The 16,480-nt window shown below is 56.6% G+C and carries 12 protein-coding genes; 6 read left to right on the forward strand and 6 right to left on the reverse strand.

The window, feature by feature from the left end:
- Positions 1 to 35 precede the first annotated feature (35 nt).
- Both FFI95_RS12270 and FFI95_RS12275 read left to right on the forward strand, forming a co-directional pair.
- On the forward strand, positions 36 to 1,187 hold the full coding sequence (locus FFI95_RS12270) for an acyl-CoA dehydrogenase family protein (RefSeq protein ID WP_144822957.1): 1,152 nt from the start codon (positions 36 to 38) through the stop codon (positions 1,185 to 1,187).
- Positions 1,188 to 1,205: 18 nt separating this feature from the next.
- A complete protein-coding gene (locus tag FFI95_RS12275) occupies positions 1,206 to 2,387 on the forward strand; it encodes a thiolase family protein (RefSeq protein WP_144822959.1) in 1,182 nt (393 codons plus the stop codon).
- Positions 2,388 to 2,437: 50 nt separating this feature from the next.
- Here FFI95_RS12275 and FFI95_RS12280 read toward each other — a convergent pair whose 3' ends face one another.
- Both FFI95_RS12280 and ilvG read right to left on the reverse strand, forming a co-directional pair.
- The gene (locus FFI95_RS12280; protein WP_144822960.1) at positions 2,438 to 2,707 is read right to left on the reverse strand and encodes an ACT domain-containing protein; all 270 of its coding nucleotides are present in this window, start codon (positions 2,705 to 2,707) and stop codon (positions 2,438 to 2,440) included.
- Positions 2,704 to 4,407 (reverse strand): acetolactate synthase 2 catalytic subunit, encoded by a 1,704-nt coding sequence (gene ilvG / locus FFI95_RS12285; RefSeq protein ID WP_144822962.1) that lies wholly within the window; start codon positions 4,405 to 4,407, stop codon positions 2,704 to 2,706. The genes FFI95_RS12280 and ilvG overlap by 4 nt, the downstream gene beginning before the upstream one ends.
- Before the next feature lie 336 nt (positions 4,408 to 4,743).
- On the opposite strand from ilvG, the gene FFI95_RS12290 reads away from it, so the two are divergent.
- On the forward strand, positions 4,744 to 5,826 hold the full coding sequence (locus FFI95_RS12290; protein ID WP_144822963.1) for an efflux RND transporter periplasmic adaptor subunit: 1,083 nt from the start codon (positions 4,744 to 4,746) through the stop codon (positions 5,824 to 5,826).
- Between the two features lie 7 nt (positions 5,827 to 5,833).
- Positions 5,834 to 8,917 carry an efflux RND transporter permease subunit gene (locus tag FFI95_RS12295; protein WP_144822965.1) on the forward strand — a complete coding sequence of 1,028 codons (3,084 nt, stop codon included), beginning with the start codon at positions 5,834 to 5,836 and terminating at the stop codon, positions 8,915 to 8,917.
- On the opposite strand, the gene FFI95_RS12300 is transcribed toward FFI95_RS12295, so the two are convergent.
- The 3 genes from FFI95_RS12300 to FFI95_RS12310 all read right to left on the reverse strand — a co-directional run bounded on the left by FFI95_RS12300 (position 8,914) and on the right by FFI95_RS12310 (position 12,668).
- Complete coding sequence (locus FFI95_RS12300) at positions 8,914 to 10,365, reverse strand: amidase (protein ID WP_144822967.1); 1,452 nt, start codon at positions 10,363 to 10,365, stop codon at positions 8,914 to 8,916. The genes FFI95_RS12295 and FFI95_RS12300 overlap by 4 nt on opposite strands.
- 124 nt (positions 10,366 to 10,489) lie before the next feature.
- The gene (djlA, locus tag FFI95_RS12305) at positions 10,490 to 11,266 is read right to left on the reverse strand and encodes a co-chaperone DjlA (protein ID WP_144822968.1); all 777 of its coding nucleotides are present in this window, start codon (positions 11,264 to 11,266) and stop codon (positions 10,490 to 10,492) included.
- A gap of 121 nt (positions 11,267 to 11,387) precedes the next feature.
- Entirely contained in the window at positions 11,388 to 12,668 is a 1,281-nt protein-coding gene (locus tag FFI95_RS12310) for an MgtC/SapB family protein (protein ID WP_144822970.1), read from the reverse strand.
- Between the two features lie 188 nt (positions 12,669 to 12,856).
- Between FFI95_RS12310 and FFI95_RS12315 the strand changes: the two genes are divergently transcribed.
- Both FFI95_RS12315 and FFI95_RS12320 read left to right on the forward strand, forming a co-directional pair.
- The gene (locus tag FFI95_RS12315) at positions 12,857 to 14,344 is read left to right on the forward strand and encodes a SulP family inorganic anion transporter (RefSeq protein ID WP_144822972.1); all 1,488 of its coding nucleotides are present in this window, start codon (positions 12,857 to 12,859) and stop codon (positions 14,342 to 14,344) included.
- Position 14,345: 1 nt separating this feature from the next.
- Positions 14,346 to 15,239 (forward strand): universal stress protein, encoded by an 894-nt coding sequence (locus tag FFI95_RS12320; RefSeq protein WP_144822974.1) that lies wholly within the window; start codon positions 14,346 to 14,348, stop codon positions 15,237 to 15,239.
- 10 nt (positions 15,240 to 15,249) lie between these two features.
- On the opposite strand, the gene FFI95_RS12325 is transcribed toward FFI95_RS12320, so the two are convergent.
- Positions 15,250 to 16,443 (reverse strand): BaiN/RdsA family NAD(P)/FAD-dependent oxidoreductase, encoded by a 1,194-nt coding sequence (locus FFI95_RS12325; protein WP_144822976.1) that lies wholly within the window; start codon positions 16,441 to 16,443, stop codon positions 15,250 to 15,252.
- Positions 16,444 to 16,480: the final 37 nt, after the last annotated feature.

The following is a 16,480-nucleotide window of genomic DNA, read 5'->3' on the forward strand; positions in this document are numbered from 1 at the left end:
ACTCAGATGCCATCAATGAAAAACAGGAGAGCGCAATGACCAGCTCTGTAGACCAGGAAGAACTCGCGTTATTCCGGGCCTCAGTGATCAAGGCCCTGGAAACCGAAGTTGCACCGCATTACGAGTCGTGGGAAAAAACCGGGCAGGTACCCCGCCAGCTTTGGAACACACTCGGTGATGCCGGCATGTTGTGTGTGGATATCCCCGAGGAAAGTGGTGGCTGTGGTGCACCGTTCCAGTACTCCGTGGTTGTCGGGGAGGAGCTGGCCCGCATGGGTTATGGTGCACTTTCCACCAATGTGATGGTGCATTCAGACATTGTCGCGCCTTACATCAGCCATCTGGGCAATGAAGCCCAGAAGCAGCAGTGGCTGCCAAAAATGGTATCGGGTGAAGCCGTGGGTGCGATTGCCATGACTGAGCCGGGTGCCGGCAGTGATCTGCAGGCCATGCGTACCAGTGCAGTGCGCGATGGTGATGACTACATCCTGAACGGCTCAAAAACCTTTATTACCAATGGGCAGCATGCCGATCTGGTGATTGTTGCGGCGAAAACCGACCCGGCGGCCGGCGCAAAAGGCATCAGCCTGTTTCTGGTCGATACCCGTTTGCCGGGGTTCAGCAGAGGCCGGAACCTGGACAAGATAGGGCAGCACAGTGGCGATACATCCGAATTGTTCTTCTCTGACATGCGTGTGCCGGCATCCGCACTGGTGGGCGAGGAAGGTAAAGGGTTTGTGTATCTGATGCAGGAGCTGCCAAGGGAGCGGTTGGTGATTGGTGCTCTGGGGGTGGCAGCGGCACGCGGTGCGCTGGACCTGACCATAGCCTACAGCCACGAACGGAAGCTGTTCGGGCAGACTTTGGCCCAGTTACAGAATACCCGTTTTGAGATTGCCCGGATGGAAACCGATTACCAGGTAAACAAGGCGTTTGTCGCGCAGTGTGTCAGCCAGTACGAAGACGGCGAACTGGATGCGCCCACAGCATCTATGGCCAAGTACAGCGCGACAGAAATGCAGTGCCGCGTCGCAGATGGCTGCCTGCAACTTTTTGGCGGGTATGGCTATACCACCGAGTACCCCATTTCCCGAGCGTTCATGGACGCCCGTGTGCAGCGTATTTATGGCGGCACGTCGGAAGTCATGAAAGAAATTATTGCCCGCTCCGTACTGGGACGAGTCTGATATCAGTGAGGTTTGAATATGAGTGATAACAGCGTTGTGATTGCGGGTTCTGCCCGTACACCCATGGGCAGCATGATGGGAGCTTTGAGCTCTGTACGCTCGCCACAGCTGGGTGCAACCGCCATCAAGGCAGCGATTGAGCGTAGCGGGCTACAGCCTGTGGACATTGATGAAGTTGTCATGGGGTGCGTATTACCCGCAGGGTTGGGGCAGGCACCGGCTCGTCAGGCTTCCCGTGCATCGGCTATTCCTGACAGTGCTGGCTGCACCACGGTGAACAAAATGTGCGGTTCGGGCATGCAAGCAGTAATTATGGCTCACGACCAGATTAAAGCGGGAACCAACAACATCATGATTGCCGGGGGCATGGAGAACATGAGCCAGGCGCCTTACCTGTTACCTAAAGCCCGCGGTGGCATGCGCATGGGGCATGGGCAGGTGATGGACAGTATGTTCCTCGATGGTCTTGAAGATGCCTACGAGGGTGGTCTGATGGGTGTGTTTGCTCAACAAAGTGCCGACGATTATAAAATTACCCGTGAACAGATGGATAACTTCGCCATTCAGTCCCTCGAACGTGCAAACGCAGCCATCAGCAATGGCTGGTTCGAGCCGGAAATCTGTGCCGTAACCGTGCCCGGCCGTGGTGGTGAAACCAGCGTCGATACAGATGAGCAGCCAGGAAACGCCCGCCCTGAGAAAATTCCCAACCTGAAACCGGCGTTCAAAAAAGACGGTTCGGTAACGGCAGCTAATGCCAGCTCCATCAGTGACGGTGCATCTGCTCTGGTACTGGCGTCGGCTGAAGAGGCTCAGGCCCGCAGTTTGAAAGCTCAGGCCAGGATTGTTGCCCACGCTACTCATGCCCAGTTGCCCGCAGAGTTTACCCTGGCACCTGTCGGAGCTATCGACAAGGTTCTGAAAAAGGCCGGCTGGAGCAAAGACGATGTAGATCTGTTCGAGATCAACGAAGCCTTCGCGGTCGTGTCTCTGCTGGCTATTAACGAGCTGGGCCTGGATGCGGAAAAAGTGAATGTGTACGGCGGAGCCTGTGCGCTGGGGCACCCCATTGGTTCCTCTGGCTCGCGAATTCTGGTGACCCTGATGAATGCCTTGCAGCAAAAAGGCCTGAAGCGGGGCGTTGCCGCGCTTTGCATCGGAGGTGGCGAAGCCACAGCGGTGGCTGTTGAACTGATGTGATTGTATGGCCAGCAGGGCAGGTGCGATTTGCCCTGCTGGCTCGGAAACAGTCAGGCAATGCGGCTGGCGGTTACCGGCGTTGCAAGCTGAACCTCGGCAACCGTATGCAGCTTCTCCAGTTGTGATTGCAGCATGGCCACCGGGCGGGCGCCCTGAACCGTGAGAGCGATATCCAGCGCCCCATCGGCGGTTTCCACTGCCATTTTTGCAATCCGGAAACCACGAACGCGGACCACCTGACAGAGGCGCTCTAGGGCAGCGGCCTCGTAACTCATGCGACAGTTAATCGTATAGCTTGGCGTTTTACTCTGGGTGGTCATGCGGTTTTCTCCTTTTTGTCCGCTGCGAAGCGGCGGGTTTCATCGATCATTTCTCTGTTACTTCCTCCGGGCTTAACAACCGGCCAGACATTCTCCTCCCGGGCAATAGCAACGTGCAGCAGCATCGGGCCGTTATAGGCAAGAATGGTTTCAATACCCCGGCGAACCTGATCCGTGCGTTCAATTCTCAGGGCCGGGATATCAAAAGCCCGGGCCATGGCGACAAAATCCGGGTTGTCATTCAGGTCAATATGGCTTTCCCGGTTGTTATAGAACAGCTCCTGCTGTTGGCGCACCATACCCAGGCACTGGTTATCCATGATGATCAGCTTTAACGGCAGGTTGTAGCGTCGAATTGTGGCTAGTTCCTGGGCATTCATCATGAAGGAGCCGTCGCCGGTCACGTTGATTACCGTGCTTTCACGATTGGCGAACTGAGCGCCGATCGCCGCTGGCAGGCCAAACCCCATGGTTCCCAGACCGCCGCTGGTCAGGTGATGACGCGGACGATCAAACTGGTAATGCTGAGCAACCCACATCTGATGCTGGCCAACATCGCACGCTATCACCGTGTCGTCCGGCGCAATCCGGGACAGCTGGCGGATGAACGAGGGGCCGGTAATCGGGGCCAGTGGCTCTTCGTTATCAGCCGCCTGAAATCCGCCCGTTGTGCCCCAGGTCCGACACTGCTGCTGCCAATCACTGATTGTCAGAGGCGCTTCCCTGAGCGTGCGAGTCAGTTTGCCAAGAATGGCGTTCAGGTCGCCGCGAATGGCCAGGTCGGCCTGCCGCAGCTTATTGAATTCAGCCGTATCTGTATCAATGTGAATGGTTCTGGCATTGGGCGCAAAGCCCTCCAGCTTACCGGTGGCCCGGTCGTCCAGTCGGGCGCCAATAACCAGTAACAGATCGCACTCGTCGACTGCACGGTTCGCCGCGCGGGATCCGTGCATTCCCAGCATGCCCAGGTTGTAAGGGTTATGTTTGCCAGCGTTGCCGATGCCTTTGAGAGTCACAACAGCGGGCAGTCCGGAGCACTCGGCAAACTCCCGGAAGCTGTCTTCTGCATGCGCAAGGCTGATGCCGCCACCGCTGTATAACAGGGGCTTGCGGGCAGCACGTAACATCTCCGCTGCATCGTCCAGGTTGGGGCTGCCGGCCGATGATGGCTCGCTCAGGGTACTGTCCGGCCCTGCTGCCGGCTCCTCGAGCAATATATTCTTTGGAATGTCGATCCACACAGGGCCGGGGCGCCCACTTTGTGCCAGCTCCATAGCCTCTTCAAGAATGGCAGGCAGCTCATCCGTGTTTTCAACCAGATAGCTGTGTTTGACGATTCCAAGGGTCATACCCAGAACATCGGTCTCCTGAAAGGCATCTGTACCAATCAGTCCGGTTGCAACCTGACCGGTAATAACCAGCATGGGAATCGAATCCTGGTAGGCATTGGCAACACCGGTGATCAGGTTGGTGGCACCCGGGCCGGATGTTGCAATGCAAACGCCCAGTTTTCCGCTGGCCCGGGCATACCCGTCTGCGGCCAGGGCGCAGGCTTGCTCATGGCGACAAAGCACATGCTCCACGCGTGCATCGTCCACAAGGGCATCGTAGAGCGGCATGATGCAGCCGCCCGGGTAGCCGAAAACAGTGTCGATGTCACGACGGTGGAACGCTTTGAGAATGTGCTGTGCGCCGTTCATTTTAATAAATCCTGTTTTTTCTTCCGTAAAAAAAGAAACCCCCGGGACCTTTCGGTGCCGGGGGTTTCTGGTGTCTTTGTCAGGTTTGTCTTTATCTCACCCGCTTATCCACGCAAAAGCCCCCGGACGGTACCACGACCACCAGGACTAGAATTGCGAGAATGAGGACTGAGTTGAGATTCATAATAATGGACAATCTGCTCTGATTTCTTGAAAAGAATCTGTGTAGAATCTACCCCACGTTCCCGGCCGGTTGCAACCATTTAATGTTGTTTCTTTTGGCCCGCGTCGTTTTCCGGATCCTTGATCACCAATTAATAAGGATATAGGTCGTTGATGAGAAAGCTGAAACTGGGCTCGTTGGGGTTGTCTGTTGTCGTTGTGGTTGTTTTGGTTATCTGGATGGCCACCGGCGAACTCAAGGTTGCCAATAGTGAACCGCCGGAGCGGCAAAAGTCCGATACGAAGGAATTGACGCAGGTTCAGGTGACAACCCTGGACGCCCGGCTGTATGAACCGGGCCTTTTGCTTCAGGGCCAGCTGGAGCCCTGGCGTGCGGTAACCGTTAGTGCACGGGTTGCAGGCACAGTCGAAAATACAGAGGTGAGTCTTGGGGACGCCGTAAACGCAGGAGAGGTCCTTCTAAGTTTATCGGAAGATGGGCGCGGGGCGACCGTAGACCGCTGGCAGGCACGGGTAAAAAAGCTGGAAGCCGATCTGGCAGCAGCACGTAAATTGCGCACCCGTAATCTGGCCGCCGAATCGGAAATTCTCAGTGTGGAGAGCGAGCTGGCAGCCGCCCGGGCGGAACTGAAAGCAGCCCGGCTTGCGGTTTCCTACCTCAAACCCAGTGCGCCTTTTGCAGGTGTGATCAACAGTAAAAGTGTCGAGGTGGGCAGCCTGGTGCAGGTGGGCTCACCTCTGTATGAGATTGTGCGCATCGACCGACTCAAAGCCACCGGGCAGGTGCCTCAGCAATCTGCGGCACAGGTTGTGCCCGGGCAGAAAGTGTATGTGCAGACTCTGGACGGGGAAACCCTGACCGGAGAAGTTACGTTTGTCGCCAGCGCTGCAAACCCTGAGACCCGGAGTTTTGCCGTAGAAATTGCGGTCGATAATCCGGAGATGAAGCGTATAGCCGGGGGCAGCGCCAACCTTCGGGTTGCGCTACCAGACGTTCAGGCCATCTTTATCTCCCCCGCTTACCTCTCGCTGGGGGATGATGGCCGCCCGGGTGTGAAATTCGTGGACGCCGACAATCGGGTTGCTTTTCGCAATGTCAGGCTACTCAGCGTGTCCACCGAGGGTGCCTGGGTGGCGGGGCTGCCGGACACAATTCAGTTGATTACCCGGGGTGGCGGCTTTGTCAGTGAAGGCGAGCAGGTTGAAACTGTGAACGCGGCCGAAGAGCGGGGCTGAGTAAACTATGCAATCGCTGATTTTTGCCGCCATAGATCGCAGCCGTACCACGTTGCTCACATTACTGTTCCTGACACTGGGGGGCATAGCTGCCTTTCAGGCGATCCCCCGGGAAGCAAACCCGGACGTCACCATCCCCATGATTTATGTCTCCATGACCCTGGAGGGCGTCAGCCCGGAAGACGCGGAGCGCCTGCTGGTGCGGCCCATGGAACAGGAGCTGCGCTCACTTGAAGGAATCAAGGAGATGCGCGGCACGGCAACAGAAGGTCATGCCTCGGTGATGCTGGAGTTTGATGCCGGGTTTGATCCGGACACCGCCTTGCAGGATGTTCGGGAAAAAGTCGATACCGCGCGCAGCAAACTGCCCCAGGAGGCAGATGAGCCAAGGGTGAACGAGATCAACGTGTCGCTTTTCCCGGTGTTGTCCGTCGGCTTGTCCGGGCCTTTGTCCGAGCGTGAGCTGATTACCGTTGCCCGAAATCTCCAGGATGCCATTGAAGCAATACCTGAGGTGCTGGAGGTTGAGATTGCCGGTGACCGGGAGGATTTGCTGGAAATTGTAGTGAATCCGCAGGTGCTCGAAAGCTATGGCATAGACTTTGACCAACTGACTAATCTGGTCAGACGTAATAACCAGCTGGTGGCCGCCGGCTCACTGGATACCGGCCATGGCCGGATGGCGCTGAAAGTTCCCGGCGTTATCGAGAACATTGAAGACGTTATGTCGATGCCCATCAAGATTGATGGCGATACTGTAGTTACCTTTGGCGATGTGGCCATGTTACAGCGCACCTTCAAGGACCCGACCGGTTTTGCCCGTATAAACGGTGAGCCGGCGCTGGTGCTGGAGGTGTCCAAGCGTACCGGCGCAAACATCATTGAAACAGTGGCACAGGTGCGGGAGCTGGTTAAACGGGCGCAGCCGGAGCTGCCCGATACCCTCGATGTTCGCTACATCATGGATCAGTCCGATGAGGTCCGGGATATTCTCAGTGACCTTCTTAATAACGTGCTGACCGCCATTGTGCTGGTGATTATTGTGATTATCGCTGCCATGGGGCCGCGCTCTGCCATGCTGGTCGGGCTGACGATCCCGGGCGCCTTTCTCACCGGTATTCTGGTGATCTGGGGTATGGGGCTCACCCTCAACATTGTTGTGCTGTTCAGCCTTATTCTGGTCGCGGGCATGCTGGTAGACGGCGCCATTGTCGTATCAGAACTGGCGGACCGTAATTTGTCTGACGGGCAGACCGTTAAAGGTGCCTGGGCGGAGGCCGCAAGCCGCATGGCCTGGCCAATTATCGCCTCAACAGCAACCACCCTGGCAGTCTTCGTACCGCTTCTGTTCTGGCCGGGCGTGGTCGGCGAATTCATGAAGTTTCTGCCCATTACCGTCATCGTCTGCCTGGTTGCGTCTCTGGCGATGGCTCTGGTGTTCCTGCCGGTGCTGGGCGGGGTCAGTGGGGGCCGCCGTGCGCCGGTTGCCAGTGAGCGTGGGCGCATTATGCAGGGCTACCGTAAGCTGCTCTCGACGCTGCTTTCCAGGCCCGGCTCTACCCTGGCAGGCGTGCTGGGCATTGTCGTATTGATCTATATTGCCTATGGCAAGTTCAACTACGGCGTGGAGTTTTTCCCCAGTGTGGAGCCGGATTCCGCCCAGGTGCAGATCCGGGCCCGTGGCGACCTGTCGGTATGGGAGCGCGATGCCATTGTGCGGGAGGTCGAAAACCGTCTGCAGGGGATGCCGGAGGTAAAAGCCCTGTATGCCCGGTCAATGCTCAGCGCCAGCTCACAGATGGCGCCAGATGTTATTGGGGTGCTGCAGTTCCAGTTCACGGATTGGTTTACCCGGCGGCCGGCGAACGCAATACTCGACGACTTTCTGGCACGCACTGAGGATATCCCGGGCATCATGCTGGAGTTCCGCAAACAGGAGGGCGGCCCCGCCAGTGGTAAGCCTATCGAGTTACAGGTCAGTAGCCGTGACAGTCGCAAGCTCAATGAGTATGTAGACCGGATTGAGAATCAGATGCAGGCTCTTGGCGGGTTTATGGATATTGAAGACGATCGTAGCCTTCCGGGTATTGAGTGGCGCCTCGAGGTTGATCGCGAAGCCGCAGCCCGGTTTGGCACGGATGTGGTCAGTGTCGGCAGTGCTGTACGCCTGGTTACCAACGGCCTGGTGCTGGCAACGTATCGCCCTGAAGATGTGCGTGATGAGGTGGATATTGCGGTGCGGGTGCCCGACAACTGGCGTGAGCTGGATCACCTGCAGCGCCAGACAATCAATACGGGGCGTGGTCAGGTTGCGTTATCGCAGTTTGTGGATCTGCAGCCGGGCAAAAAGACCGGGACAATTGCCCGGGTCGACGGCCAAAGAACGGTTACGATCAAGTCTGATGTTCAAGCGGGTGAGCAAGTGGATCGTCTTCTTAAAGCGTTGCAGGCCGAACTGCCAGAGCCTCCCACAGGTGTTACCGTCAAGTTTGCGGGCGAGAACGAAGACCAGCAGCAGGCTTCCGGTTTTCTGATGACAGCCTTTCTGGTAGCCCTCGCCATGATGCTGCTCATCCTGGTGACTCAGTTCAACTCGCTGTATCAGAGCTTTCTGATTCTTTCTGCCATTGTACTGTCCACGGCCGGCGTACTGCTGGGTCTGCTGCTGAATGGCCAGCCTTTCGGGATTGTTATGGTCGGCATGGGCATCATTGCGCTGGCAGGTATTGTGGTGAATAACAACATCATACTGATCGATACCTACAATCAGATGAAAAAAGACGGAAAGGCGGCGTATGAGGCGGCTCTGGAAACCAGCTGCCTGCGCCTGCGCCCGGTGCTTCTCACCGCCATCACGACCATACTGGGCCTGATGCCCATGGTATTGAGCATTAATGTGGACCTGATAACACCGTCGCTGGGACTGGGGGCACCCTCAACCCAGTGGTGGGCGCAACTGTCCAGCGCCATTGCCGGAGGGCTGGCTTTTGCAACCATACTGACACTGCTCCTGACCCCGGCGCTGCTGGTGCTTGGTGACAGGGTCGGGCTGAAACTGAAAGGCGTGAAGCAGCGGTTCAGCAAGAGTTAATGCGTGCTGGGAAGCAGGGGCCAGGGGTTGTCTGCTTCAAGCTCATAAGCCATCTCAAGCAGCGTCCGCTCATCACCATGGCGTCCCATAAGCTGCACGGACACAGGCAGATTGTCCGGGGTGACAGCCATGGGGAGTGATATTGCGGGCGCCCCCGTAACATTGGCGAGGGGCGTGAAGTTGGCATAGCGGGCCAGCCGCTCAAACAGTGTTTCAAACGGCAGAGTAGGACTGAGGTGGCCTATTTTGGGCGTGGTGTGCCCCAGCACCGGTGTCAGCACGGCATCAAACCCCTTCATGGCACTGGCATAATCAAACCTGGCGCGGCGCAGGCGCCAAAGCACCGCTGGCATACGCCAGAAGCCTTGCCGGAACTTGCGGTCGAGGCCATGGGTCAGGTTGTCAACCCGACGCTTGTCGAACCCCGGGTGCGTCAGCTTGTGGCCATTTAGCTTCATACCGAAGGCCAGTAGCGCCCAGTACAGGGCAAAATCATCCGGGAAGGTAGAGTTTACCGGTATCGGGACAGGCTCAATGGTATGCCCCAGTGCCTCCAGCCTACGGGCAGTGGCTTCTACCGTCTGGCGGGTCAGGTCGTCGGTTTTGTGGCCATTGATTGAATCGATCACCAGACCAATACGGAGGCGCTTGTCAGTCGCTCCTGCAACCTTGCCAACCGCCGGCAGTTTCGGGTTATGAAAATACTGTTCTGCCTCATAGATAAAGTTGGCTGTATCCCTGACCGAGCGGGTAACGACGCCGTCACTGAGTATGTTGATGGGCAATAACCTGGCGGCATCGTTATCGATCACGCGCCCCCGGGTGGGTTTCAGTCCTACCAGACCGCAGCAGGCGGCTGGAATGCGTATAGAGCCACCGCCATCGTTGGCATGAGCAACAGGAACAGCGCCACTGGCTACCAGGGCAGCAGAGCCGCCAGAGGAAGCGCCGGTAGAGTAGTCAAGGTTCCAGGGGTTACGGCTGGGGGCATCATGGGCCGGTTCTGTGGAGGCGTTAAAACCAAACTCTGGTAACGTACTTTTACCCAGGCACAGAAAACCCTGAGCCAGCATTTGCCGGGCGAAACCGCTGGTTTGTTGCGCGGGGTAACCCGCAGGGACAGCATCCGAACCCTGACGAGTGGGCATGCCCTCAACATCGGTATTGTCCTTGATAAAGGTAGGCACGCCGGTAAAAAAGGGAGCGTCTGCCAGGTTTTTTTCTTTATCCAGTTCCGCTGCGGCTTTCAGCATCTGCTCATAGCGCTCCGCCACAATACCGTGAACCAGTGGCTCGGCTTTCTGACACCGGTCAATCGCAGCCCGGGTCAGCTCGGTAACCGACACCTCCCGGCTGCGGATGCGCTCTGCCAGAGCCGTTGCATCGTCATGCCCCAGAGCATCGTTGGTGAACGTACTTACAGTTTGCGGGGACACAGAAGCCGGCATTCGAAACATCTCCGTTGCTGTTTGAGGCCGCCCGACAGGTGGGCGGCATAGCTGGAGCAGCTACTTTACTCGAACGCACAAGGCCGGAACATGTCATTTCAGGTATGAGTTCACAAGTCCGGGATCAGGCACTGTTTTCCCGGGATTCCTTGATCACATCGTAAGCGTGGGTGATTTCCTGGGTGCGCTGCTCGGCCATTTCTCGCATGCTTTCCGGAAGTCCGCGTCCGGCCAGCTTGTCCGGATGATTCTCGCTCATCAGTTTGCGGTACACCTTTTTAAGCTCGGCATCGCTGATAGAGGGTGAAACACCCATCACCTTGTAGGCATCCTCCGTTTGCTGAGCGGTCGAGCGCTGACTGCCAGTCTGGCCTGCGTGTGCACCGCGCAACATAGCTTCCAGCTGGTCTACCTGGCTTTCAGGCAGCCCCAGGCCACGGGCAATTCGCACCAGCATTTTGTGCTCTTCCGGGTGCACCACGCCATCCGCCGCAACTGCAGACACCTGCACTTGCAGGAACATCTGCAAAAATGCCGGCTGACGGCCGCTGATGCGTAAAAAGTGCTCCAGTTCGGCGTCCAGATCAAAGTTTTCAGATTTGCCGCGGTTGAATGCCGCCTTGGCGGTTTCACGCTGGGCTGCGTTCAGGCGAAAACGCGAAAACATGTTTTCTGCCATCTGAATCTCGTCTCTCGACACGACGCCATCGGCTTTACAGAGGGCACCCATAACTGCGAAAACAGATTCGATAAACCCCGACTGAATATTCTGGAGTTTGCCCATCAGGCGGCGTTTTGCAGCGTTTAGCAAAAACGCTCCTATGGCTGCCCCGATAATAAAACCGGGAAACTTGCCAAAGGTGTAACCAATCAGACCGCCAATAATTATTGCAAAAAGCATCAAGATGTCCCTTATGGAGAAATAGGTCAGGCTTCAGAATATACGTGTTTTTTTGTGGTTCTTCATGAATAGGCTTTCATGGGTGCAAAATCAGAAAAGCGTCTCCCGGAGCGGGTCGTGGTTACTGGAGCCAGGCTATAAGAAGCCCAGCCCCGAGTGAAAGCACCATGGGTACAGCCACATACAGCCCTGTTTGCCGGTTGCCAACCATCCAGGCCATTCCGGATTTCACCAGATTGTTGGTTGCCGCCGCAATAACAATCCCCATAACCGCCGCATTCATGGCCAGGCCGTTGTTGGACATGCGCGTAAGAGACAGTGTGATTGCATCCACATCGGCAATGCCCGAGGTGGCTGCCAGCATATAAACGCCGGTGTCGCCCAGCCAGTTTTTCAGAAAGTCCCCCAAGAGCAGGATAACCGTCAGCAGCACTCCAAAAATCAGAGCTGATTTAAGATCCAGAGGGTTCTGACCGGGCGCGGGCTGGCCAACCGCAGTGGCTTCTGTATTTCTGCGCCAGATAATTATGGCAGGTATATACAGCAACACCGTCATGGTGACGACAGGCCAGACCAGGCTTGGCAGCAGTTCACGATTGATAACAAAGCAGTACACCAGAATCCGCGGAAACATGGTGCCGCAGGCAATCAGAATGCCGCTGGCAAATTGCGGGTCCAGGGACGGGTGTTGCTTTGCCTGACGGGAAAAATGGAGGGTCAGTGCAGTGGATGAGCTCAGGCCGGCAAACAGGCTGGTAAACAGAATACCTTTACTGGTACCCGCCATGCGCATAGCGAAATAACCCACGAAGGAAATGGAAGCAATCATGACCACCATCCACCAGATTTCCCGGGGATTGAGCACTCCCCCGGGGCCCATTTTCTCATTGGGCAATAACGGCAGCATGACGACGGAAATCACAAGCAGCTTCAGGGCTGCATCCAGCTCGTGGGCTTTGAGCTTATGAACCCAGCTGTGAATCTCTTCTTTATTATCAAGGATGATGGCCGTAATCACAGCGGCGGTGGTTGCAATAACCGGGTCTGCGGCCACGGCGACAGCCCCGAAGCAAAACGTCAGCACCATGCCAATCATGCCGGTTATGCTGAAGTTTTGAATGTGATCAAGGCGCTCACTGTAGGCCACTATGGCCATGGCTACTACGCTCAGCAAAAGAACCGGGAACGCCCAGACGGTGATTTCCTGGGCCAGCACAGCAGAAATACCGCCAAGCAGGCCGATCAGGGAGAACGTACGAATGCCCGCGATGCGCTCACCGGATTTCTGTTTGCGGGCGTCCCAGCCGCGCTCAAGACCGATAATCGCGCCCAGAAGCAGTGCAACAGCAAGGTCCAGCGTGGTTTGATTGGCAATCAGGAACCGGGATGCAAGATCATCCATGCCCAGGTGAAACTCCTTCAGGGTTTTAGGTAACTGCGAATCTTAGCAGCCCTGTATGGCCTGGGAACAGGTGGCCTTACGCCTGCATGGACATTTTGATAGAATTCGCGCCCTTTACCCTGCCGTGCCCCCACTTACGGCAATTCGATTTTTTCCTTTGAAGCGCTGTCAGCCGGATTTTAACTATTATGGTCAATACTCTGAAAGCCAACTGGTTTTCCAATACGAAAGGCGATTTACTCGCCGGAATTGTTGTTGCTCTCGCGTTGATTCCCGAAGCCATTGCTTTCTCAATCATCGCAGGGGTAGACCCCAAAGTGGGGTTGTATGCATCGTTTTGTATTGCGGTCATTATTGCGTTCGTGGGCGGCCGTCCGGGCATGATCTCTGCTGCCACCGGTGCCATGGCGCTTTTAATGGTTACCCTGGTAAAAGAGCATGGCCTGGAATACCTTCTGGCGGCCACGCTCCTGACCGGTGTATTCCAGATACTGGCGGGCTGGTTAAAACTGGGCGGCCTGATGCGGTTTGTGTCGCGCTCAGTGGTTACCGGGTTTGTGAACGCCCTCGCAATACTGATTTTCATGGCGCAGCTGCCTGAGCTTACGGGTGTCACCTGGCACGTATACGCCATGACAGCCGCAGGTCTGGGGATTATCTACCTGTTTCCCTATCTGCCGGTGGTAGGCAAGATGCTGCCGTCTCCGCTCATCTGTATTGTCGCGCTTACCCTGGTTGCCGTATTGTTCAATATTGATGTGCGCACGGTCGGCGATATGGGGGAGCTGCCCGACACATTGCCGGTTTTCCTGTGGCCGGATGTGCCACTTACGCTCGAAACCCTGATGATTATTCTGCCTTACTCCATTCCGCTGGCCGTGGTTGGCTTGCTGGAGTCCATGATGACAGCCACCATCGTCGACGACCTGACAGATACCGAAAGTGACCGTAACCGCGAGTGCCGGGGGCAGGGGATCGCCAACATCGGCTCTGGCCTGCTTGGTGGCATGGCCGGGTGTGCGATGATCGGGCAGTCCGTCATTAACGTGAAATCCGGTGGGCGTACACGGCTGTCCACGCTGACGGCCGGCGTATTCCTGATGGTAATGATTCTGATACTGGACGATATTCTGGTGCAGATTCCCATGGCGGCCCTGGTCGCGGTGATGATCATGGTGTCCATAGGTACATTTTCGTGGGAGTCCATACGCAACCTCAAAGAGCATCCGCTTTCAACCAACATTGTGATGCTGGTCACCGTGTGCGTGGTTGTTGCTACCCACAACCTCGCGCTGGGCGTATTTGCCGGCGTGCTGCTTGCCTCCCTGTTCTTCGCCAATAAGATCGGGCACTTTATGGAAGTTAAGTCCACCCTGGATGAAGCCGCCAGAACCCGCACCTATAACGTAATGGGGCAGGTGTTTTTCAGCTCGTCGGAAAAGTTTGTCGACTCATTTGATTTCCGTGAAGTGGTAGATAAAGTGGTGATAGATGTGAGCCGTGCACACTTCTGGGATATCACCGCCGTAGGTGCACTGGACAAGGTTGTTATCAAGTTCCGTCGTGACGGGGCAGAAGTAGAGGTTGTTGGTATGAACCAGGCCAGTGCGACCATTGTTGACCGTTTTGGCGTGCATGATAAACCGGAAGGTATTGATCAGCTGATGGGTCATTAATATGCAAGATGCAACAGAGAATGCGCCCGCAGGTTCCGACGAACCGCTTCAGGTTGTGGCCTGCATTGACGGGTCCGGAGCGGCACCGGCGGTGTGTGATTACGCCGCCTGGGCCAGTAAACACATGGGCCTGCCTCTGACGCTGCTGCACGTGCTGGATAAGCAACGCTACCCGTCAGAGCCGGATCTGGCTGGCAACATAGCGCTGGGCGGCCGGGAGCAGCTGCTGGATGAACTGGCGGAGCTGGACCGTAAGCGGGCAAAGCTGGCGTTGGTGCACGGTGGGCATATGCTCGATGAAGCCGCTTTCCGGTTGCGGGATGCGGGTCTTGATGAGATTAAAAAGCTGCAGCGTCATGGAGATCTGACTGAGTCCCTGATAGCAATGCAGGAACAGACCCGCCTGATGGTGATGGGGCTGCATGGCGAAAGCAGCTCGGGGCAGGATCAGCGCATTGGCAGCCAGCTGGAAACCGTTATTCGCAGCGTAAGCCGCCCGATTCTTCTGGTACCGGATGCGTTTACTGAGCCCCGCAGTGCCATGCTGGCATTTGATGGCAGCGCCACCGCTTTTCGTGGTGTAGAGCATCTGGCAACCAGCCCGGTGCTGAAGGGCATACCAATACACCTGGTGAAGGTAGGCAGTGACACTCCGGAGGCCTGGGAACAGTTGCAAAAGGCAGAGTCTCTGCTGGCACCACTGGAATCAGAGATTACCTTGGCTATTCGCAGTGGCAGTGTGGAGCAGGCGCTCCATGAGTACCAGGCGGAACACAGTGTTGATCTTCTGGTTATGGGGGCTTATGGCCACTCCAGAATCCGCCGCTTTTTACTGGGGAGTACAACCACTAATATGCTGAACTCGGCCAAAACGCCGTTGGTGATTCTGCGGTGAGGCTGAGTGCTCAGACGTGCTGCCCGGCGGCAACGCCGGAAGCCCACGCCCACTGAAAATTATGCCCGCCCAGGTGTCCGGTTACATCCACAACCTCGCCGATGAAGTACAGGTTTGGGTGGTCCAGCGTGGCCATGGTTTTTGAAGAAAGCTGGCGGGTGTCCACGCCGCCCAGAGTAACCTCCGCGGTACGATAGCCTTCCGTACCTGCCGGCTTGACCGTCCATTGTCCCAGCGTGTCGGCAATCTGCTCAATGTCGCTGTTTTTATAGCTCTGAAGAGGGCCACGCCAGCCGTAAAGCTCGTTAAATGCCTGTGCGAAACGCTTTGGCAGGTGCTGGGCGAGGTATTGGGCAACCGTTGACTGTGGTTTTTGCTTGCGCAGGAAGGTCAGTTCTTCGCGGATGTCGCGACCTGGCAGCAGGTTGATGATCAGAGAGTCGCCGGGCTGCCAGAAGCTGGACACCTGTAGCATTGAAGGCCCGCTCAGACCCCGGTGTGTAACCAGCATGGGTTCGCGGAAATGCTGGTTGTTACAGGCAGCATCCACCGGGCAACTGACGCCTGACAGCGGCGCCAGTTGTTGCTTCAGCTCCGGGTGCAGGGTGAAGGGGACCAGTCCGGCCCGGGTAGGAAGGACCCGGAGCCCGAATTGTCGGGCAAGGTCGTAACCGAAGCCTGTTGCACCCATGGTGGGAATGGACAGGCCGCCGCAGGCGGCAACCAGCGATTCGCAGGTGAGGGGGCCCGAGCTAGTGTTAACCTGGTAGCCTTCAGAGCCCTGAGTAATGTTGTTTACACTGGTTTTCATGCGAATGTCGGCACCGGCCCATTCGCACTCTGCCAGCAGCATGTTGACGATGTCTTTGGCGCTTTCTTTGCAGAACAGTTGGCCGGCTGCTTTTTCTTCGTGCTCTATCCCGTGTCGCTCTACAAGCTCAAGAAACGCCTGGGGGGTATACCGCCTGAGAGCCGAAATGCAGAAGTGCGGGTTATCGGACAGGAAGTTAGCCGGTGTACTGTTCAGGTTGGTGAAGTTGCAGCGTCCACCGCCGGACATCAGGATTTTCTTACCGGGTTTGTTGGCGTGATCAAGCACCAGCACCTTGCGGCCACGATAGCCTGCAGTAGCTGCGCACATCAGGCCGGCGGCACCGGCACCGATAATAATCACATCATAATGGTTGCTGGAACGTGCTTTCATTGCTGCCCGCTGGATGTTGAGTGTGGGGGGCGCGCAG

This window comes from Marinobacter piscis, from assembly GCF_007671655.1.
Lineage (GTDB): Bacteria > Pseudomonadota > Gammaproteobacteria > Pseudomonadales > Oleiphilaceae > Marinobacter > Marinobacter piscensis.

Excerpts from the sequence above, each read along its gene's own strand:
- FFI95_RS12270 (WP_144822957.1), top strand. The coding sequence starts at position 36 with ATGACCAGCTCTGTAGACCAGGAAGAACTCGCGTTATTCCGGGCCTCA.
- FFI95_RS12275 (WP_144822959.1), top strand. The coding sequence starts at position 1,206 with ATGAGTGATAACAGCGTTGTGATTGCGGGTTCTGCCCGTACACCCATG.
- FFI95_RS12280 (WP_144822960.1), bottom strand. The coding sequence starts at position 2,707 with ATGACCACCCAGAGTAAAACGCCAAGCTATACGATTAACTGTCGCATG.
- ilvG (WP_144822962.1), bottom strand. The coding sequence starts at position 4,407 with ATGAACGGCGCACAGCACATTCTCAAAGCGTTCCACCGTCGTGACATC.
- FFI95_RS12290 (WP_144822963.1), top strand. The coding sequence starts at position 4,744 with ATGAGAAAGCTGAAACTGGGCTCGTTGGGGTTGTCTGTTGTCGTTGTG.
- FFI95_RS12295 (WP_144822965.1), top strand. The coding sequence starts at position 5,834 with ATGCAATCGCTGATTTTTGCCGCCATAGATCGCAGCCGTACCACGTTG.
- FFI95_RS12300 (WP_144822967.1), bottom strand. The coding sequence starts at position 10,365 with ATGCCGGCTTCTGTGTCCCCGCAAACTGTAAGTACGTTCACCAACGAT.
- djlA (WP_144822968.1), bottom strand. The coding sequence starts at position 11,266 with ATGCTTTTTGCAATAATTATTGGCGGTCTGATTGGTTACACCTTTGGC.
- FFI95_RS12310 (WP_144822970.1), bottom strand. The coding sequence starts at position 12,668 with ATGGATGATCTTGCATCCCGGTTCCTGATTGCCAATCAAACCACGCTG.
- FFI95_RS12315 (WP_144822972.1), top strand. The coding sequence starts at position 12,857 with ATGGTCAATACTCTGAAAGCCAACTGGTTTTCCAATACGAAAGGCGAT.
- FFI95_RS12320 (WP_144822974.1), top strand. The coding sequence starts at position 14,346 with ATGCAAGATGCAACAGAGAATGCGCCCGCAGGTTCCGACGAACCGCTT.
- FFI95_RS12325 (WP_144822976.1), bottom strand. The coding sequence starts at position 16,443 with ATGAAAGCACGTTCCAGCAACCATTATGATGTGATTATTATCGGTGCC.